This is a genomic window from Aliagarivorans marinus DSM 23064 (assembly GCF_000429485.1).
GTDB classification, from domain to species: domain Bacteria; phylum Pseudomonadota; class Gammaproteobacteria; order Enterobacterales; family Celerinatantimonadaceae; genus Aliagarivorans; species Aliagarivorans marinus.
Window position 1 is genome coordinate 85,855 of sequence record NZ_AUBY01000015.1, and the last position, 20,221, is coordinate 106,075.

The window sequence follows — 20,221 nt, forward strand, 5'->3', positions numbered from 1 at the left end:
GTTTCAAGCCAAGAATTGCTTTAGACTCGAAGCCTTATTTCCCCTGGAAACCCTAGTTCACGTAGCAAGGATGCGAAGTCTCGTGGCTTAGGTCTAACTCATAGCGAACTCTAACAATGAAAGCATGGATACCTGTAGCTGGATTGCTTGCCTATTCTGGCGCTGTATTTGCGGGCCCGGTCAGTGCCTACTTACCTGTTAACCTTGCTCCTGAAATGGAGCGCAGTGTTGAACGGTTCTTACTCATCAGTGATGTGCCGGTTGTAAAACGGCCGATCGCCATTCGTGCCGTCGAAGATGCCTTGGAGATCGGTTGTGAGCGAGATGCTGGGTTGTGTGCCGAAGTCAAAGATATCTTGGCACGCTACCAGTCACGCGCTGGTGTGGCCTGGGCGGAAACAGAGCTTAGTGTCTCTAATCACGATGATATGACCTTGTTTAATCGCCGTGGCGAAACCACCGACGATTGGTGGCATGGTAGTGTGGGTGGCTACTGGCGCGCCCATGACAACGTGCTGTTTAATCTAGGAATGGTCGCGTCGGACTCTAATTTCACTCCTGATGGCAGCTTTGTCAGCGTCGGATTTGATACCTTCCAAATCGATGTTGGCTATAAGCCGCATTGGATCTCGCCAATGCGTGGCTCGGCAATGCTGCTGAGCACTCAGGCTGAAACTTACGCAACGGTGTCGTTCTCTAACGTGAGACCGATAGATTTATGGGGTGTGGGTTTTAACTACGAGCTGTTCTGGGGCCAGCTGTCGCACTCTGATCGCATTCGTTACGAAGGCGACTTTACCAGCGGTAAGCCTTATGTCGCGGGAATGCAGTTCTCGTTAGAGCCATTTGAGGGTGTGAGTATGGGTCTAAGCCGTATGATGCAATACGGCGGTGGCGCCCGCGGCGGCGCTAGCATCAAAGATATCTTTAAAGCCTTCTTCGACCCATCGGGCACCGACAACCGTGGCGATGATTTGTCGATGGATGATGAGTTTGGTAACCAGCAGGTTGCGTTGTTCACCCGAGTAAACTTCAGCGGCAGTGTGCCATTCGCGATTTACCTGGAGTATGCCGGCGAAGATACGGCCAAGGGTTCCAACAAGCGTATCGGCAATGCTGCGCTTAGTGGGGGGATTGACTTTCCACGTGTGTGGCAGGATTTCGACCTTACCTATGAGTTCTCGCAGTGGCAGGATGCTTGGTACGTGCATTCCATCTACTTGGACGGTATGACCAATGAAGGTACTGTGCTAGGTCACTGGGGGGCGACGCAACGTGTAATGGGTGATGGCGTGGGTGCCCAAGCTCATGAGCTGTTTGTGGGTTGGCAATACTCCTCTCGGACGCGCTTTGACCTTAACTACAAGACTCTGCAAAACGAGAGCTACAGCCAAAATGATTACGTAAGAGCCCACTCTTTAACGTTGAAAGCCAGCCTGAAGCACGGTGATTACCTATGGGGTGGTGAGTTAATGGTAGGTAGAGATGTATTTGATGAAGACTATGCACGGCTGGGAGGCTTTGTAAGATGGTAGTGTCTAAAAAAGGAATTCTTTTAGGTTCCCTGTTGTTGTGCTCGTTGCCAGCCATGGCCTATGAGGTAAGCGTTGAGGCAGGTGCCAACTTGTATGCCATTAAGTACAACGAGGTCAAAGAAGACCCCAGCCATGACTTCAGCTCAGTAAAAGGAAGCGTACACGCCGGGATCGGTGTCTCGCGTGCATTCTCTGACAAGCATCATTTGGGGATCCGCCTCGATGTGGATCGCTACGACGGTAACTGGTTTTATGGTTTGCGTGCACTGGACTATCAGTACGCGTTTTCCAGCCGCTGGCGTGCTGGGGCGTTTATTGGTGCGGCCAGCTATGATTACCGCCTGCCTGCCTACGGCCTTTACTATGGCGCGACGTTGGAGAGAAGAAACTTTCTCACCGAGAACCTGAGTCTGGTGCTGGATGTGAAAAGTGGCGATACGCTAACCCGCAACCGCCGCACTGAGGAGGGTGACCGCCCTAGTGAGCGGCCCGATATCTTCGTTGATATCTTGTCTGGTGGCATCTCACTGCGTTACCACTTCTAGGCCATTCAAAGAGAGTTCAAAGCGAATAGGCTGTTAAAGAAAACGTTTGGCTAGCGAGCCCACCAAGGAGTCGGGCTCAAAGCCAGCGTTTTTATCTACGCCACGCTTTCTTAATACTTCATTCCAAAGGTGTACCGCGTAGCTATTCTCCAGCAAGGCATTTAGTTGCTGAGAACCTTTGCTAAACATCGCGGCGGCGCTGCTATGGTGAATCGGGTAAAACGCACTAAACGGCAGGGCTTCATCGAAGCGTTGCTGATGCTTCAAGATACTGGTTATCAGCTCTGGGCCGGTTTCCCCAAAGCGCACATTCCGATACTGGTTTTTAAACTGTAGCTTGCGCTTGATTTTATTTCTGGCAGTTCGGCGTGAGTCGTAGGGCTGAAGCTTGCTAGGGTGAGAGCAATACTCACTCATAGTGGTAAGTAAGCTGTCATTATTGGCGAGCCTTAACACGGCGGTGTTTGCCTTGTCATCAGACTCCAGGCCAAACACGTTTTCTTGGCTGAAATCGAAAGGCTTCAAACACACCATATCGGTGTCCACCCAGTAGCCATCAGTTTGCTGCAGTAGCGAGATTCTGAACAGATCTGAAAACGGCGCGAAACTTCCTTTTACGTGCTTGAATACTTTGCTCTCATCTAGAATGGTGTTGGCATCTTTGATCTCTACGCCATCGGGCACATTCTTCACGTCTTGATAAACGTAAAGTACAAAGGGCATACCGTTGGCGATGAACGAGGCCAAAGACAATTGCTCTACCTTGGAGAGGCTAGAACCAATCCAGAGAGACTGCGCATAGGGAGGGGTCATCAATGACGAGTATCCAAGCAAGCTTTATACGATTACGATACTGTTTAACCTATTAACTACGGCTAGGTTTCAGTTTGTTAATTTCAGGGAATCTAACATGCAGACAAGTGTCTAACAAGCTCGCGGCCCCATTTAGCGAACATCGAGCTGTGGCTATAAATAATAGTATCACTCGATGTGTTTGATTATTCACCGTTCAAGTAATATTTCTCTAACTGGGCTAAATGCGTCTCCAGTAAAAAGTGTTTCTCGGCGCGTGTTTTCAAACCAGCGGCTAACGCGGGTTTGTCATCATCGGCGATAAGCTTCTCCAATGTTGTGGCGATTTTGTCGGGGTTATCAAAAGGTACCGTGAGTGCGGGATTATCGAGTAGCTCTGGAATTGCCCCGCTATCAGCGCCAAGCACAACCCGCCCTGTCATCATCGCTTCAATGACGGTTAAACCAAAGGCTTCCTCTTTAGACAATAGGCAAACCACATCCATAACGGACAGCATGTTGTGAATGTCCTTGCGAAAGCCCGGTAAATGCACGCGCTGTGCTAAACCATATTCGGCAATCTTATCTTTGAGCATGCCTAGCGTCGTCAAATCAGCCCCCTGATCCGCTTGCAAGCCACCAACAATCAGTAGGTGGGAATGCTCATCACCGTGTTCCACAAGCTGTTTGAATGCGTCCAATAGCTGTAGTTGCCCTTTACCCGGGTCGATACGCCCTAAGGTCCCGATGACTGGAGCGGTATCTGGTAAGCCGAGCTCGCGGCGTAATCTGAGTACATCTCCTGTGGATAGCTCCGCGGGCGGTGGCGCGGTGCCTAACCAGAGTCGCGCAATTTTAGTGGGATCAATTGGCAGGTTCTTAAGGTTTTTGGCTTTGGTGAACTCACTGATCGACAGTAGCTGGTCCACATGGCGATATACCCAGCGATGGAACAGGTCGCGTTTGCTGCTGCTTCCACCCATATGTTCGGTAAAAACAACTCGCCGCGAGCACAAGCTATCCAGCAAGGCGGCGATCAGTAGATCGCCCGATTTGTGGCAGTGGATCAATGAGCACTGCTGCGCCTTCAGCCAGCGGCTGATCTGGCCCAGTGCCAATATTGCTTTCGCCTTGGAAGGAAACATCAGTACCTCAAAGCCCTGCTCTTGCATGGCCTTGGCCACCGGGGTACCTGATAAGCATAAGCCGAGAACGCGCCAGCCTCGCTGTTGAAACTGTGCGCCAGTGCGGATTGGGTACATCTCCAACCCTCCCCAACCCTTGCTTAGACAAACATGTAGTACGGTACGGTTTTCCATCGCTTGTTGCTCTGATTTGTAACTGAATAAACTGCCGGAACAGTCTAACAAAACTCTTGATTGAACACAGATTTGGCTGAGTAACGCTAGCTAGCCATAGCTTGATTGCCAGATCTTGCTATAGTTAGCGCTAAGAAATTGAAAAAGGGAGTTTTATTGCGTGCTGCGAGGCTTATGGATTGGCCTGGGGCTGTGGCTGGTAATCAGCACACAGGCTCTTGAAGCGAGAACCTACCGAGTACTGGTACTCAATGCCAATCAAGCCGGGGTGATTTGGGATGCCCAGTTTGAAGAAGGCCTTAACCGTGGCATGGGACAGGCCGATCTGTGGTTTTATCACCACCGCATCCAATATGTGGATGAGGCTTTTACCGAGTTCCGGCGCGCTCAGGAGCAGCAACTCAACGAGCTGATGCTCTACTACCAATTCGACTATGTAGTCACGCTCGGCGACTACGCACTGCAGCTTGCTACGCACTCACAAGGCTTTAGAGACTATCAGTACCCGGTTATCGCCGCGGTTCGCTCTGAGTTTGCGGTCAGTGATCCCATCGATAATCAAAGCATTATCGTGGTCCAGCAAGAGCTGCCGCTGGCCGACAATATAGCTCTGTATCATCAGCTTCTTCCCAACTTGCATACCCTGCATCTGCTGGTATCGACAGGCCCCACTGGCGAGGCCTTAGGGCGGCGCTTCAGCGAGCTCGCTGAGCAGCAAGGTTTAGAGGTTAAGCTGTGGACGGAAGCCGATTATGAAGAACTAAAAGCCCATGCCTCTACCATGACCAGTGGTGAGGCGATTGTATTCGCCGTGTTCCGCGAGCATGTTGCCGAAGGCATTGCGCTCAATAGCCACAATATGGAGAGCCTTGCGAGTCTGGCGCGGGTGCCCTTGTTTAGCTTGTCTGAGCTGCCGATTGGGGTAGGAGCGCTGGGTGGTAAGGTGATCCGCGCGTCACAAATTGGCGAGCAGACCTCGGTTATCTTGAACAAGTTGCTACAAGGTCGAGACTTCCGACGGATGGGCCAGAGCGACGCCGAGCAGGCAGAATTCGTGTTTGATTCCCAACAGCTTAAGCGCTGGGGGATCAGCCGCTCACAGTTACCAGAAACAGCTCGCTTGATGAATGACTCCGCCCAACCTGGCTTTACCGTAGCGCAAATGAGCTTGTCCCTGAGCGGCTGGGGGCTGGGCATCGTGTTGCTGCTGCTTTGTTTGCTGCTGTGGCTGCGCGTAAAGCGCAAACACAAGCGCCTACAAGAGGCACTGGCGCGCTGGGAGGCCGGTTTTAACCGCGCCCATCAAGCGATGGCGCTGCTCGATGCGGATGGCCTGGTGATTAAACACAATACCGCGATGCAGCGCTTACTTGGCGGAGAGGAACGTATTGCAGACGGAGAGCATTTTCTCGAGCATCTGCGCTGGCCTGATCGCATGCGTTCAGGGTTTTCTGAGCAGTTTGCTAAAGCCTGTCAGGGCGAGTTGGTGCTCTATTTTGGGCAGTTTGCCTACCATCAGCAGCGGCGTTTATTGGATATCAGTTTTACGCCCAAGTTGGACAGCGGCTATCGAACCGAGAGTGTGCTTTTAGAGGTGCGCGACTTAGAGCAGGTGCAGGTACAGCAGCAGGCCTTGACCGAGAGTGAAGAGATGTATCGTCATCTGTTCGATACCAGCCCGGCGATGCTGTTCATGGTCAACCCACTTGGGGTGATCTGCATGGCCAACGAGGCCTTCGCCAATCATCTGGGCTACTCACGACAAAGCATTGAGCTGCTGCAGCTACGTGGCCTGTACATCAACGAGAAAGAGAAACACAGCCTACCCAAGTACCTGCTAAAGCTCAGTCAGCAGCAACAGGTGCAAACCCGCGAGGTGGCTTATCATCACCGCGACGGCGAGGAGTACTGGTTCCGTGAGAGTGCGCTGTCTCTGCCTGACCGCGGCTTGGTGCTGTTTGTCTGTGAAGACATCACCGTTGCCAAGGCAATGCAGCATGACCTTAACTTCCATGCCAACTACGATGCGCTCACTGGGATCTATAACCGGGGCTATCTAGAGCGCCACCTGCAGCGCTTGCTAGACCACTCCGAGCAACAGCAGCACGCGATGCTCCACCTTGACCTGTCTCAGTTTAAGGTGATTAACGACAGCTTTGGTCATGGCAGTGGCGACCAAGCCCTTCAGCAAGTTTCGCGCGTGCTGCAGCATCATCTACCGGAAAACGCGATTGTCTCGCGCCTTGGCAGCGACGAGTTTGGCATGATCTTGACCGACGTCGATCAAAAACAAGCGGTCACTATTGCCGAAGAGTTGCTAGCCAAGTTGCAAGATACCCACTTTGTTCGCGACGAGCGCATGATCAGCTTTGGCGGCTGCCTGGGGCTTACCATGTTTGATCGTGAGTCCGGCGCCAGCGTGCAGAGCATTATGGCGCAAGCCGACAATGCCTGTTTCTCCGCCAAGGCGCTGGGGCGCAACCGGGTGTTTATCTTCCATGACGAGGCGCAGGAGATCCAACACCGTCAAGGTCAGGTTGCGTGGGTATCACGTATCCAAAAAGCGCTGCGTGAAGACCGTTTTATTCCCTATGCTCAGAAAATCGTACCCGTCAGTGGCCCGAGTGAGGACTACCTGCATTATGAAGTGCTGATTCGTATGATCGATGAAGAAGGGCGGATTGTGCCGCCCGGCCTGTTCCTGCCTGCGGCAGAAAACTATAACCTTATCGATCAAATCGACCGCTTGGTTATCACCAAAACTCTGGTGTGGCTAAGCGAAACCCCGAGCCATGTGGCTCGGCTAAATATGTGCTCCATTAACCTTTCGGGCCACTCGCTAGGCAACAGTGATTTCATCAACTGGCTAGTCGATTACTTACAGCAAAGCGCACTGCCGCTGAACAAGCTCTGCTTTGAGACCACCGAAACCGTAGCTATCGCCAACCTGCAAGTTGCCACCGACTTCTTTAATCGGGTACGCGCCTTGGGTTGTAAGGTGGCTCTCGATGACTTCGGCTCCGGGCTATCGTCGTTTGGTTATATCAAGAGCCTGCCCATCGATTACCTCAAGATCGACGGTATGTTCGTACGTGATATGGCCAACGATGCCCAGGATGCTGCCATTGTGCGCAGTATCCACCAATTGGCGGAGACGCTCGGTAAGCAAACCGTCGCAGAGTTTGTTGAAGATGCAGAAAGCCTGGCGATTCTCCAAGAGATAGGGGTCGATTATGCGCAGGGCTACTACTTCGGCAAACCAACGCCAATGGACATGCTGGCCCTATCCTAGACCAATCAGCATGAATGAGCAGTTACGTGTGTGGATGGGTATCAGGTAAACTTAGGCAAATTTTCGTTTAAGACCGACACGTGCAAGCTAATACCGTACCTGTGTTTATTGATGGCGAGGCATCGACCTCGCTACTCGACTGCTTCCCGGCCAACCTTAACTGGCAAGCCGTAACGGCCCTTCCTGACAGTGGCTTTTGCTTACAACTCGCTGATGATGCGCTGTGCCTGCGCTGGTGTGATGAACCTAAGATGGCGGGCGTGCTGGTCGATTTTGTTGCTGGACGCAGTGCCCACCGTCGCCACTTTGGTGGCAACGAAGCGGTGGCGCGCGCGGTTGGCGTAAAAAAGGGCGCAAGACCCAGCGTGATTGATGGCACCGCCGGTTTGGGGCGAGATGCCTTCGTGCTGGCTAACCTCGGCTGTCAGGTGCGCATGTTGGAGCGGGTGCCGATGGTCGCGGCCTTGCTGGCGGATGGTCTGCGTCGGGCCCAAGCCGATAGCCAACTGGGCGAATGGGTGTCACAGCGGATGAGTCTGGAGTTTTGCGCGCAAGACCAAGGACTCGACCCGCAGCGCCACAGCGCTGAGGTCGTCTACCTGGACCCCATGTACCCGCATCGCAAAAAAAGCGCGCAAGTTAAAAAAGAGATGCGGATGTTTCAATCGTTGGTCGGCGCCGATGAAGATGCCGATACCTTGCTCGACAAGGCCCTTGCTGTTGCCACTAAGCGGGTGGTGGTCAAACGCCCCTCCTACGCGGAGCCTTTAGCAGGGCGTAAGGCGAACGCGACCGTAGACACCAAAAGCCATCGTTTTGATATCTATTTAGTCAGTAGCGGCAATTAGCCATCTCTATGTAACAAATGGGAAATATAGTGAGGTTGATCAATATTTTAGCTATGCGAATATTGAAAACGCTTGCAGAAATAAAGGGCTATCGAGTAGATTAGCCACGTTGTCCTAAGGAAAGGATAACTTGGAAAGATATAAGATCTGACCTTTGTTGACCGACAGAATTAAAAAGAGAAGCGTTGAGCTTCTCTTTTTTTTGGCCGCGATTTAGTTACGCAATGTATCGTAGGTGTTACAAAGTGCTGCCCATTTTCACGTAGGGCACATCCTCTTTGAAGAAGCGCTCGCTGATCACCTTAAAGCCATGGCGCTGATAAAAGGCGATGGCGCTTTCGCGGGCGTCGAACCACAGTTGCTGTGCTGCATGCTGCATGCTGCTTCGCCAACTGGCGCATATGGGTCAACATTGCGCCGCCATAGCCGCGCGATTGATGCTCGGGCAAGCAGGCAAACTTGCGCAGGCGCATCTTGTTGTCACTTAAAAACAGCGAGGCGACGATCACCAACTGTTGGTCGATATAGCCGCCCAGATGCAGCCCCTGCTCATCTTCCGGTACCCGGCAAAAGTCCAGCGGGTAGTCTGGCCAAAGCACCTTGTGGCGAATGGCCAAGGTCTGTTCGCTGGTAATGGAGCGTATCTCAATCATGGGCGTAGCTGACTCAGTGCATCGATGTTTAAGGCTTGCTGATAATCGACTCCTTCTACCGCAAAGCCATTGAGCCTTTCAAAGCTTTGGCGGTAGCCGGCGTAGTCGGTTGTTTGCTTGAAGTTCTCGGGCGTGATGCTGTTATAGAGCTGGTTTATCTGCGATTGCACCTCGGCCGAGAGCTCCCAATCATCGATGCGGATCTGCCGCTGCTTATCGGTAACCGCTTGTCCATCAGCGGGATAGAGTCGCTCGCTGAACAGACGGTAGGCCTGCTCGGTACACTCTTCATGTAGACCCTGTTGTTTCATCACCTTGTAGAGCAGTGCGATATACGGCGACATCACCGGGATGTAGACGCTGGCCTTGGTCACCAGGGCCTTGCACACACAGGCATAGGCGTTGCCGCCGACGTTGTCTTGCAGCTGCTGGTTGAGCGCATCGGCCGTGGCATGCAGATGCTGTTTAGCGTAGCCGATGGTGCCCTCGCGGTAGATGGCCGAGGTGCGCTCTGGGCCAATGTAGGAATAGGCGATGGTATTGGCGCCCTCTGCCAGTACCCCCGCCTGTTGCAGCTCTTCCATCCAGAGCTGCCAGTCTTCGCCTCCCATTACCTTGGTAGTGGCGTCAATCTCCTGCGCGTTGGCGACCTCAACGGTTTGCTGTTCTAGCTGTTGCTGCTCGAGGTTGATGCTGTAGCCAGTCAGCGGCTCGCTGGTGGTTTTTAGCACCGATTGCCATTGGCCCGATTCGGTGACGCGACGGCCAGTGGCGAGGCTGTAGATAACCAGGTCGACCTTGCCGCCAAACTCGCGTTTGATGTAGTCGATGACCTGTTTGCGGGTGTCTGCTTGAAAGGCGTCTGCGACGAAGTTCTTGGCGATTAGCCCTTTCTCTTCAGCCAGCTGTTTAGCATAAATGTTGTTGTACCAACCTGCTGTGCCTATACCGCGCTCGCTTGGACCCTTTTCAAAGGATACGCCGATGGTGTCTGCCGCTCCTGCTTCACTGAGCACCAAACGTGACGCCAAGCCAAAGCCGGAAGACGCGCCGAGGATTAACACTTTCTTGGCGCCGTTGATTGCCGGCTGTTGACGTACATAGTTGGCTTGCTGTTGCAGGTAGGCTTGTAGGCCCGGTGGGTGGCAGTTTCTGGCTACATTGCCCTTAAGTTGAATGTCCAAAGCAAACTCCGGTAATGGGGAAACCCCGTCAGTATACCGAAGCTTAGCGCCTGATGGACAACACCTCGCAAGGGGTTTTGCGTTGACGCTGGTTTTCTCTCAATGCGTTGTCTGCTTGATAGAACAGCAGGTTGCGATCATCCGATTTTTTCTTGTAGGCACAGCCGAGACTCAGGCCGGTTTTCTCGCTGCTGTTAAGTCGGGCGATCTTGTTTACCAAACCGAGTTGGTCGAGCATTTCACTCTTGCCCAACTGGTGGCTGACGATGGCAAATTTATCGCCACGGATGCGGAACACCTGGGCTTTGTTCTTGAACACCAGCTCCATGGTGTCGGCAATCAGGCAGATCAGCTGGTCACCTTTCTGGTGCCCCTCAGTCTCGTTAAGCTGGCGTAGCGAGTTGATATCAGCCAGCGCTAGACAAAGCGTCTCCTTACCGCTTTGCTGGTTGAGAAACTCCTCAAAGGCAAAACGGTTGCTTAGGCCCGTTAAGGGGTCAAGGCGCGCCTGCTTACGTTCATTCTCTAGCTCTTGCTTCACGTCTTGGCTGAGCATCTGCCAGCGCCGGTACTGCTGCCCCAAGCCAAGGGTAAACACCATGACACCAAAAGAGGCGAAGCCAATGCCCAGCATCTCCGACAACTGCGGGCTTAGTCCCAAACCGCTGGAGAAGGGATTGAACAGACAGCTAATGGCCAGCAGCCAGAAAACAAAGCTGGCGGCGAATACCTTGGCATAGGGTTTACGCAGGTAGCAGGCGAGCGCAATGATCCAGGCGCCGATAGCGCCGGTAAGCAAGCGCATAAATTGGCTGATGGTGGCAAACCAAGCCGGATATTGGCTGTACAGCGCCATCGCCACAATACTGGCCAGCGGCAACAGCAGCAGGCTGTAACCCACTAAGGGCATCTCTTTGCCGGGTTTGAGGTAGCTGTTGAACATGAGTGCGCTGAACAGCGGCAAGCTCAGGCTAAGCAAGGGGTAGAGCTGCATTGAGTAGAGCGACAACATGCTGCGCTCTAACTCGAAACGGGTGACGATCAGCGCGGAGAACACCAAGATAAATAGCCCGGAATGGACAAAGCGCCATTGCCGCTCCAGCCCGGCCAGAACCAAGTGGTAGAGGGCAAACACCAAGATACCGCCCAAACCCAATGAGGTTAGTCCGAGTCGCCAGCCTTGGTGCTTGGCAAACTCGCTTTCGGGCTGCATTGATACGTCGGGCTGCCCGGTATAAAAGGGAGAATAAACACGTACGATTAGCCAGTATCCGCCAAGGGTTGGGGTGTCGATGGTTGCTGCGTAAGAAAATGCGTGCGGGGAAGGCTTGTTGTAACCGCTGGCCCGGTGGTAGAGCTGGTTGGCTTCGGAGAATAAGTAAATATCGGCTTTTTGCAGCATGCTGCCATCGATGTTAACCAGCCAATGGTCTGGCTCGTTGATCACGATCTGCTTAACCAACCAATAGCTTTGATGTTCAGGGGTGACCTGCTCGACTTGGGTTAGCCCTTCTAGCCAATCCGGGATACTAAGGTAGCGGTTAGGTAGAACCTGGCTGTCCTTGGCGACATATACCCGCAGATCAGACTCGATCAGGCTACCGGCCCATGCCATGCTGCAAGTTAAAATCCAGATCCCTAGCAGTCTTAGCATCCGCCCTCCTTTGCTATCGACTTAGTTCAGCATACCCCAAGCCCTGAAAAAAGATAAGCAAGGCCGAAGCCTTGCTTAGATGGAGGGTTAAGGTAGGGGTCTAGCTACCTACACCGCATTCCATACATGCGTCGATCATTTCAGGTCCTAGATGCAGTTTAGCATTTAGGTCGCGAAGTGCAGTGCGAACACCCTCTTCGATAACCGGATGGTAGAACGGCATATCAAGCATCTGCGCCACAGTCATCTGGTTTTGATGCGCCCAAGCCAGCAAATGTGCCAAGTGCTCGGCATTCGGGCCAATGATCTCTGCACCAAGGAAGCGACCGGTGCCCTGCTCGCCGTAAAGATGCGCCAGACCTTTGTTCACCAACATCACGCGGCTCCGGCCCTGGTTTTCAAAGCTGACTTCGCCCACTTCGAAACAGCCACATTTACCCAAGCGCTGCTCGATTTCGCGGAAGCCCTCACCCACCATGGCGATCTGCGGGTCACTGAAGACCGCAGCGATCGAGGTGCGGCGCAGTCCGGCGCGGATATCATTGCTCGGACGACCGGCGTTGTCACCAGCAATCTTGCCTTGGTCAGCGGCTTCATGCAGCAAAGGGATCTGGTTGCTGGCATCGCCGGCGACAAACACATGTGGCAACGAGGTTTGCATGGTGTACTTGTCAGCGACCGGTACACCGCGCTGGTCTAGCTCAATCGACAGGTTCTCCAGGCCGATGTTATCCACATTCGGGCGGCGGCCAGTGGCAGCTAGCAGGTAATCCACCTTGGCTTCTTGGTACTCGCCCTGCTTGTCTTGATAGCCGAGTAGCACTTTATCGCCTTCACGTTGGATCTTCTCAACCTTGGCATCGCTGTCGAGGTAGAACTCATCGCCATAGGTCTTGTTGGCGTAATCCAGCAGCGCTGGGTCGCTCAGCGGCCCAACAACACCACCCACACCGAACATCAGCACCTTTACGCCAAGGCGGTGAAGGGCTTGGCCCAACTCCAAGCCAATCACGCCTGGGCCAAATACGGCAACGGATTCCGGTAGGGTATCCCAATCAAACACGTCGTCGTTTACCACCAGACGGTCACCCAGCTCTTGCCATGGCGCCGGGTAGCTTGGGCGTGAGCCAGTGGCAATCACAACACGCTCGGCGGTAAGCGTCGATACTTGCCCATCGGCTGCGGTGATCTCCAGCGTGTGCTGGTCGACGAAGCGGGCGCGGCCATCGATGCGATGATCGCTTGGAATGCTATCTACCGATTCCAGTACAAAGCCCACAAAGCGGTCGCGTTCGCTTTTAACCCGTTGCATCACTGCGTGGCCATCGATTTCGGGCTTGCCGAGGTTTACCCCAAAGGCGGCGGATTTTTCGTACTGGTGAGCATTCTCTGCTGCAGCGATCAACAGCTTACTTGGCATACAGCCAACCCGCGCACAGGTAGTGCCGTAAGGGCCTGTTTCGATCATTACTACAGAGTCACTGTGCTCTTTGGCTGCGCGGTAGGCCGCCAAACCAGCGGTGCCGCCACCGAGGATGGCTACTTTGACGTCGAATTGAGATGGGGCAGTCATGTTGTTCTCCTGATTACAGCCACCCCGATTAGGACCGGGGCGGGCTGCTTATCTTTCATTTAGGCCAAGTGTTGCTCAAGGTCATCGCTACCGCCGATGTGGCGACCATCGATGAACACTTGCGGTACGGTGCTGCGACCGCTCAGTGCTTTTAGGCTTACGCTGGTGGCGTCGCTGCCCAGTACGATTTCTTCAAAGCGCATGCCTTTATCGTGCAGCAGTTGCTTGGCTTTGGCGCAGAATGGGCAGCCTGGCTTGGTAATAATGCTGATAGCAGACGGCTTGGCGGCCTCTGGGTTCAGATAGTTCAACATGGTATCGGCATCTGATACTTCGAACGGGTCGCCCGGTACGTCTGGCTCGATGAACATCTTGTCGATAACGCCATCTTTAACCAGCATCGAGTAGCGCCAGCTACGCTTGCCGAAGCCCAGGTCGGCTTTGTCGACCAGCATGCCCATGCCGTCGGTAAACTCGCCGCTACCATCAGGGATAACAGTAATGTGTTCGGCTTCTTGGTCGGCCAGCCATGCGTTCATCACGAAGGTGTCGTTCACGCTCAGACAAACAATGTCATCTACGCCGTTTTGCTTGAGTACATCTGCTAGCTCGTTGTAGCGAGGCAGGTGAGTCGATGAACAGGTAGGGGTGAATGCACCGGGTAGCGCGAACACCACAACGTTTTTATTAGCAAACAGCTCGTCGCTGCTGATATCTACCCAGCTATCGCCTTTACGGGTATGGAATACAACCTGTGGTACGCGTTGTCCTTCTTTATTCTCTAGCATCTTGTGACTCCTGGTGGTGAGTAGCTTTCGTTTTGATGGTGTTAGTATCCGATAAACCGAACGATAGGTAAAAAAGGTTGTTTTTATCGGTTTGATAGCTACTGCTAATTAAATGCTGCGTGCTGGATTCGGATACAGAGATATAAGCAAGGGATTAGTGGCGAGATCTATGAACAGTGATTTCAACAGAATATGTCGATCAGCCACTGCATAAATGTTGTTGCACCATGATAATATCCCTAGTGATTTCATGTGAATGGTCGCAATATCACAACCGGAGAGCGCTCTATGCATAGCACCACCAGTCAGTCGCAAGGCTTGCTGCATTTTAGGTTATCGCTTAACCAGTCTTTCGCTATCGGTACCCTGAAGGTGCGAGAGATTGTGCCATGCATGCCGCTCACGCCATTGCCGCATTCGCACCCTAATGTGTTGGGCTCAACCTCGCTGCGCGGGCTTACTCTGTCGGTTATCGACCTACCGGCCGCCGTGGGCTATCGCCCGATTACCCCGGAAGAGCGCCAGAGTTGCTCGATTATCGTGGTAGATGTGTGCCGTCAAACCGTGGGCTTTATGGTGCGCGGTATCGATAAGATCACCGAGTGCCGTTGGGACGATATTGATTCGGTGCCCGCCTCGGTGGGACGCAATGCCTTTATCTCCGGGGTGACCCGCAGCGACGACAAGCTTATCCAGCTGTTGGATATTGAGATGCTGCTCGAATCGATCTTCCCCGATGAGTTCATTCAGGACGATATCAGTATCAGCCTGGCCGACCAAGCAATGCTTAGTCGCTGCGAGATCTTGCTGGTGGATGACTCGCCCACTGCTCGTCGCCAGCTAAAGCGTGCCCTCGATAGCATTGAGGTGAGCTTCCGTATGGTGGATAACGGCCGCCATGCGCTGGAGGTCATGGAACAAGCTGCCGCCGATGATAAACCGATTCAGATTCTGGTCAGTGACATTGAGATGCCCGGTCTGGATGGCTACGAGCTGACCTTTGAGGTGCGCTCAAACCCCAAGCTGGCCGATGCCTTTATTATCCTCCACACCTCGTTGTCGAGTGAGATCAGCGTCGATCGCGCCAAACAGGTGGGGGCCAACGATGCACTGACCAAGTTCAATGCCCCTGATCTCATCGCCGCGATGTTGCAGGGTGCCGGTAAGTTTAAAGTAGGCGATGCCTCGCATGAGGATATGAGCGAAACTCAGGAAGAGATCGACAAACTGATCTAACAGCGTTTGCTAAGCTTTCAGATAGAATTCTCTATATGGCTTGGCCGTGTATAAACTACTGAGCATATTAGTGTTATTACTCTGCTTGGCGAGCCTCCCCGCCAAGCCGTTTAGTGTTGCCACCGAGCAGTGGCAGGACTATTCCAATAGCGATCTTAGCGGCTATTATTTCTCCATCCTTAATCGCATCTTTCCAGAGCGCGACTATGAAGTCAGCTTTGTTCCTTACCTGCGCAGTATCGCATTGGTTCGCTATGCCGCCGTGGATATGGCGATGGGCATCTCGCCGGATGCCATCCCTGCACAGTTCTGTTCCCCCTACTTAGTTGGCTTGGAGACCGCCGATCTTGCGCTTAGCCAAGAGCTGGCAGAAAACTGGTCCGGTCTTGACGATCTCAAAGGGAAGCGGGTTTATGGACGCCTTGGCTATGACTGGGCTGACACCCTACCGGCAAGCACGGATTACCACGAGCTAGCAGACTTGGCGGTTATCCTGAAGCTGCTGAATAGCCGCCGCATTGATGCAGTGATTGATTATCGGGTGGATATGGAAAGCACCTTGCAGCAAGCGAATCTCGGCCAAGGCTTTGTGTTTATCGACAACGTAGTGGAGTTTCCCATCCACTTTTGCTTTTCGCTGAGTGAGCGTGGCCAACAGTTACGCGCTCAGTTTGAAGATGAAATGAAGGCTCTCATCGACAGCGGTGAACTGCGGCAAATCATGATTGATACCCTCGGCTCCGATATCGAGTATCCCTACTAGCTAGCCTTGTGGTTATTGCTAACACCGCTTTTCTTCATGCTGTGACGTCGTTACACTGCGCTTTTTTAGGGCAACGGAAGATATACATTGATGCTGGGACATCTCGATAAGATGCGAGTGGAGCTGGACTCGCCGGTAAATTACTTTATGCGCTTGGACGAGCAGGAAGTTCCCCTTAATGATTATCTGGGGAAGACCGTTCGCTTCGAATTCAAGCAGGCGATCCACTGCAGCGCCTGTGGCAAGAAAACCAAGAAAAGCTACTCCCAAGGTCACTGCTTTGTGTGTATGAAGAAGCTGGCCCGCTGCGATATGTGCATCCTAAAGCCTGAGACCTGTCATTTCGCGCAGGGCACATGCCGCGAGCCAGAGTGGGGAGAGCAGCATTGTATGATCCCTCACTATGTTTACCTGTCCAACACCTCCGGGCTAAAGGTCGGGATCACCCGTGAAAACCAACTGCCTACTCGCTGGATTGATCAGGGTGCTACCCAGGCCTTGGCGATTGCCAAAGTGAGCAGCCGCCATGTGTCTGGCTTGCTGGAAATCGCCATTGCAGAGCATGTGGCAGATAAAACCAACTGGCGAGCCATGCTCAAAGGAGAGCAGGTGGATATCGATTTATCCGCCGAAGCCGATCGCTTGCTGGAGACGGTTGCCCCGGCCATCGAGCAGATCGCCCTAGAGCGCGGCGCAGAGGCGATTGAGCTGTTGGCGCAGCGCGAGAATGTGGCCATTGACTACCCGGTGCTAGAGTATCCGAGCAAGATCACCAGCTTTAACCTTGATAAAGCACCGCTAGTGGAAGGCACCCTCATGGGCATCAAAGGACAATATTTGCTGCTGGATACCGGCGTTATCAACATTCGCAAGTTCAGTAGCTATCAAGTAGAGTGGCAGTGCTAGAGCGCGCTTCGTTTGCTCAATATGCCCATTGACTGAGCAAACAGCGCCGCTAAAGGCGCTTAAAATCGATTTCGCCGGCAACTGTCACGTTTCGGTCATGCTGGTTATCTAGGATAGCCAGCGTTTTATCACCAACCAACTGAGTCTAACTACGCACATGTGTTCGGATAGTCACGCCTTAGTCAGCCACCTGCATCAGCAACGCTCTGCCTTGCTGCGTATGTGGTGGGTGCACTGCGACTCCCATCCACACAATAGTGACGAGTGCCATACCTGTCAGGCCTTTGGGCAACTGCAGCTTCAGTTGTTGGGGGTTGCGGTGGTGTTGGCCTCTTGTGATGAACGGTGCGAATTTATCGCTCTGCAGCTGGCCCGCTATACCTACACTGCTGGCTACTTCCGTCTCTCTCGGGCGCCACCCCCTTCCTTGTAAGTTATGACGTTTTACTCTTATTTAACTAACAAGGATTCACAATGAAACTTACGACTATTGCTGCCATCAGCGCAGCCCTTTTCAGCGCGGCTTCAGTTGCGGCGGGTCACGGCGCTCACCAACATGGTGTGGCGGAATTATTGCTAGCCAGCGAAGGCGACGAGTTGGAGCTGCAATTCCACAGCCCTGCTGACAACTTGGTGGGCTTTGAGCATGCACCGCAAAACGCTGAGCAGCGAGCGGCTATCGAACGCGCAATGACCTTGTTGGCGAACCCAGCTACCTTGGGCCTGCCTGCGGCGGCCGAGTGTGAATTAGAGAAAGTAGAAGCGGAATGGGGTGAGCTCACTATTGCTGCTGCCGAGCATGATCATCATGACGACCACGACCATCATGATCACGACAAGCACGATGACCACGACCATCATGACCATGACAAGCACGATGACCACGGCCATCATGACCATGATAAGCACGATGACCACGACCATCATGACCATGATAAGCACGATGACCACGATCATCATGACCATGATAAGCATGATGACCACGACCACGACCACGACCACGACCACGACCACGAGCATGGCCATGCCGATGTTGCCTACCACTACCATCTTCACTGCCATCACCCGGAGAAGCTGAATGGCTTGGACCTACAACTGTTCGATCACTTCCCAAGCTTGCAACGCTTGAATGTGCAGGTGGCTACTGAGTCTGGTCAAACTCAGGTGGAGCTGACGCCTCAGCAAACTCGTCTGGCACTGTAGTATGAGCGAGCAGCTGTTAAGCCTGAGCCAGCTGACTTACAGCTGGCCCGGCGAGCAAACACCGGTGCTGGATATTGACCAGCTGGCGCTGGATGCCGGCTCGCAGGTGTTTGTCCATGGGCCATCTGGCTGTGGCAAATCGACACTGTTGAGTGTGGTTGCCGGCGTGGTACAACCCGATTCCGGCAGCCTGCACTTTCTCGGTAAAGACTGCTTGAGTATGAGTAAGCATCAGCGCGACCAGCTGCGTGCCGATCATATGGGCTATGTGTTCCAGCAGTTTAACCTGCTGCCTTACCTGTCAGTGCTGGATAACGTGATGCTGACCTGCCAGTTCTCCAAGTTGCGCCGAGCCAAGGCGCAGCAGCGCGGCGGCTCGGTGAAGCAGGAGGCTTTGCGCCTGCTCGACCATCTGCAGATCCCCGACTCTGCACTTGCCAAGCCAGTATCCAACCTCAGTATTGGCCAGCAGCAGCGGGTAGCTGTTGCCCGCGCTCTGATTGGCTCACCGGCATTGTTGATTGCCGACGAGCCGACCTCGGCGCTGGACTCGGTCAATCGTGAGCGCTTTATGGACCTGCTGATGGCTGAGCTGCAACTGGGCGAAAGCAGCCTGCTGCTGGTCAGCCACGACGAGGCGCTAGCTGAGCGCTTCGATCAAACCTGGTCGCTGGCTCAGCTCAATCGTGGAGGTCACCATGAAGTTAGCTAATCTGGCGTGGCATAGCCTGTGGGCGCGCCGCTCCTCGGCGCTGTTGACGGTGATGACTATCGCCCTGAGTGTGGCGCTGCTGTTGGGGGTTGAGCAATTGCGCCTGCAAACCAAGCAGAGCTTTGCCTCTACCGTTTCCGGTACCGATCTGATAGTCGGCGCACGCAGTGGCCAAACCCAGTTGCTGCTGTATTCGATCTTTCACATTGGTAATGCCACCAACAACATCAGCTGGTCGTCCTATCAGGACATTGCCGCCCAGCGCAACGTGAAGTGGACTATTCCGATTGCCTTGGGGGATTCACACCGTGGCTATCGAGTGGTGGGTACCAACAGTGATTTCTTCGAGTACTACCGCTATGGTCGCCGTGAGCCGCTGAGCTTTGCTCAAGGCAATGGCTTCGAGACCACCTTTGAAGCGGTGCTTGGCGCAGAAGTGGCGCGTTCCCTCGGTTACGAGCTGGGCCAAGAGATTGTGGTGGCCCACGGCGTGGCGGAGATCAGCTTTAACGTGCATGACCAACACCCCTTCGAGGTGGTGGGTATCTTAGCGCCAACCGGCACGCCGGTGGACCGCTCGGTCATGGTGGGGCTGGATGCTATCGAAGCGATCCATATGCCGGTCCAGCCTGACGGCTATACCGCAGAGCAGCTGGAGCCTAAGTCCATCACCGCCTTTTTGATGGGGATGAACTCGCGGGTACAGGTGTTTACTCAGCAGCGCGCCATCAATAACTACCGGGCCGAGCCATTGCTGGCCATCTTACCGGGTGTCGCCCTGCAGGAGCTATGGGGCGTGCTGGGTATGGCCGAGCAGGCACTACTGGCGGTGTCGGTATGTGTGGTGTTAACTGGCCTGCTGAGTATGTTGGCCGCCCTGCTGGCTAGCCTTAAAGAGCGCCGCCGGGAAATGGCGATTCTGCGTTCGGTGGGCGCGCGCCCCTATCAGATCTTCCTATTGCTGGTGTTGGAGTCGCTTTTGCTCAGTGTGGCAGGTGTGATCCTCGGCGCACTGCTACAGTATGCTTTATTAGCAGCACTGCAGCCGTTTCTGCTCAATCAGATGGGACTCTATCTGACCTTGGGTGGTCTGAGTAACAGTCAGTGGCAAATGTTGCTAGCAGTAGTGATGGTTGGCACGTTTAGCGGTATGATTCCGGCCTGGCGTGCCTATCGTTATTCGTTGAACGACGGCATGAGCATTCGAGTATAGGGGAT

General features: G+C 53.7%; 19 protein-coding genes. 11 read left to right on the plus strand and 8 right to left on the minus strand.

All coding sequences use genetic code 11. The annotated features are described in order from the left end of the window. Positions 1-116 precede the first annotated feature (116 nt). Positions 117-1,535, plus strand: coding sequence for a capsule assembly Wzi family protein (locus G461_RS0106480; protein ID WP_084429058.1), 1,419 nt, complete (start codon positions 117-119; stop codon positions 1,533-1,535). Beyond that, a complete protein-coding gene (locus tag G461_RS0106485; RefSeq protein WP_157360248.1) occupies positions 1,535-2,080 on the plus strand; it encodes a hypothetical protein in 546 nt (181 codons plus the stop codon). Before G461_RS0106480 ends, G461_RS0106485 begins: the two co-directional genes overlap by 1 nt. 33 nt (positions 2,081-2,113) lie before the next feature. Here G461_RS0106485 and G461_RS0106490 read toward each other — a convergent pair whose 3' ends face one another. Both G461_RS0106490 and G461_RS0106495 read right to left on the minus strand, forming a co-directional pair. Continuing rightward, positions 2,114-2,893: a glycosyltransferase gene (locus G461_RS0106490; RefSeq protein ID WP_026971224.1), complete on the minus strand. Its 780-nt coding sequence runs from the start codon at positions 2,891-2,893 to the stop codon at positions 2,114-2,116. 185 nt (positions 2,894-3,078) lie between these two features. Further along, positions 3,079-4,191: a glycosyltransferase family 4 protein gene (locus G461_RS0106495; protein WP_026971225.1), complete on the minus strand. Its 1,113-nt coding sequence runs from the start codon at positions 4,189-4,191 to the stop codon at positions 3,079-3,081. A gap of 160 nt (positions 4,192-4,351) precedes the next feature. Here G461_RS0106495 and G461_RS0106500 point away from each other — a divergent pair, with 160 nt between their 5' ends. Both G461_RS0106500 and G461_RS23505 read left to right on the plus strand, forming a co-directional pair. Continuing rightward, the gene (locus tag G461_RS0106500) at positions 4,352-7,483 is read left to right on the plus strand and encodes an ABC transporter substrate binding protein (protein ID WP_026971226.1); all 3,132 of its coding nucleotides are present in this window, start codon (positions 4,352-4,354) and stop codon (positions 7,481-7,483) included. A gap of 80 nt (positions 7,484-7,563) precedes the next feature. Beyond that, entirely contained in the window at positions 7,564-8,331 is a 768-nt protein-coding gene (locus G461_RS23505; protein ID WP_051333402.1) for a class I SAM-dependent methyltransferase, read from the plus strand. A gap of 238 nt (positions 8,332-8,569) precedes the next feature. Here G461_RS23505 and G461_RS26670 read toward each other — a convergent pair whose 3' ends face one another. From G461_RS26670 to G461_RS0106530, 6 genes are all read right to left on the minus strand, one after another. Next, positions 8,570-8,689 carry a hypothetical protein gene (locus G461_RS26670; protein WP_483756941.1) on the minus strand — a complete coding sequence of 40 codons (120 nt, stop codon included), beginning with the start codon at positions 8,687-8,689 and terminating at the stop codon, positions 8,570-8,572. Then, positions 8,634-8,984 carry a GNAT family N-acetyltransferase gene (locus G461_RS23510; protein ID WP_051333403.1) on the minus strand — a complete coding sequence of 117 codons (351 nt, stop codon included), beginning with the start codon at positions 8,982-8,984 and terminating at the stop codon, positions 8,634-8,636. Before G461_RS23510 ends, G461_RS26670 begins: the two co-directional genes overlap by 56 nt. After that, complete coding sequence (gene fabV, locus G461_RS0106515) at positions 8,981-10,168, minus strand: enoyl-ACP reductase FabV (protein WP_026971227.1); 1,188 nt, start codon at positions 10,166-10,168, stop codon at positions 8,981-8,983. Before fabV ends, G461_RS23510 begins: the two co-directional genes overlap by 4 nt. A 43-nt stretch (positions 10,169-10,211) precedes the next feature. After that, entirely contained in the window at positions 10,212-11,822 is a 1,611-nt protein-coding gene (locus G461_RS0106520) for a GGDEF domain-containing protein (RefSeq protein WP_026971228.1), read from the minus strand. Between the two features lie 100 nt (positions 11,823-11,922). Beyond that, positions 11,923-13,395 (minus strand): dihydrolipoyl dehydrogenase, encoded by a 1,473-nt coding sequence (locus G461_RS0106525; RefSeq protein ID WP_026971229.1) that lies wholly within the window; start codon positions 13,393-13,395, stop codon positions 11,923-11,925. 59 nt (positions 13,396-13,454) lie between these two features. Next, complete coding sequence (locus tag G461_RS0106530) at positions 13,455-14,183, minus strand: glutathione peroxidase (protein ID WP_026971230.1); 729 nt, start codon at positions 14,181-14,183, stop codon at positions 13,455-13,457. Positions 14,184-14,471: 288 nt separating this feature from the next. Between G461_RS0106530 and G461_RS23515 the strand changes: the two genes are divergently transcribed. The 7 genes from G461_RS23515 to G461_RS0106565 all read left to right on the plus strand — a co-directional run bounded on the left by G461_RS23515 (position 14,472) and on the right by G461_RS0106565 (position 20,216). Further along, positions 14,472-15,419 carry a chemotaxis protein gene (locus tag G461_RS23515; RefSeq protein ID WP_051333404.1) on the plus strand — a complete coding sequence of 316 codons (948 nt, stop codon included), beginning with the start codon at positions 14,472-14,474 and terminating at the stop codon, positions 15,417-15,419. A gap of 70 nt (positions 15,420-15,489) precedes the next feature. Beyond that, positions 15,490-16,182 carry a substrate-binding periplasmic protein gene (locus G461_RS0106540; RefSeq protein WP_026971231.1) on the plus strand — a complete coding sequence of 231 codons (693 nt, stop codon included), beginning with the start codon at positions 15,490-15,492 and terminating at the stop codon, positions 16,180-16,182. 90 nt (positions 16,183-16,272) lie between these two features. Beyond that, positions 16,273-17,088 (plus strand): DUF2797 domain-containing protein, encoded by an 816-nt coding sequence (locus tag G461_RS0106545; RefSeq protein WP_026971232.1) that lies wholly within the window; start codon positions 16,273-16,275, stop codon positions 17,086-17,088. Positions 17,089-17,245: 157 nt separating this feature from the next. After that, positions 17,246-17,521 carry a hypothetical protein gene (locus G461_RS0106550; protein ID WP_026971233.1) on the plus strand — a complete coding sequence of 92 codons (276 nt, stop codon included), beginning with the start codon at positions 17,246-17,248 and terminating at the stop codon, positions 17,519-17,521. A 41-nt stretch (positions 17,522-17,562) separates the two neighbouring features. After that, positions 17,563-18,291, plus strand: a complete 729-nt coding sequence (locus tag G461_RS0106555; RefSeq protein WP_026971234.1) for a ZrgA family zinc uptake protein — start codon at positions 17,563-17,565, stop codon at positions 18,289-18,291. Position 18,292: 1 nt separating this feature from the next. After that, entirely contained in the window at positions 18,293-19,003 is a 711-nt protein-coding gene (locus G461_RS0106560; RefSeq protein WP_026958198.1) for an ABC transporter ATP-binding protein, read from the plus strand. Continuing rightward, complete coding sequence (locus G461_RS0106565; protein ID WP_026971235.1) at positions 18,990-20,216, plus strand: ABC transporter permease; 1,227 nt, start codon at positions 18,990-18,992, stop codon at positions 20,214-20,216. The genes G461_RS0106560 and G461_RS0106565 overlap by 14 nt, the downstream gene beginning before the upstream one ends. Positions 20,217-20,221: the final 5 nt, after the last annotated feature.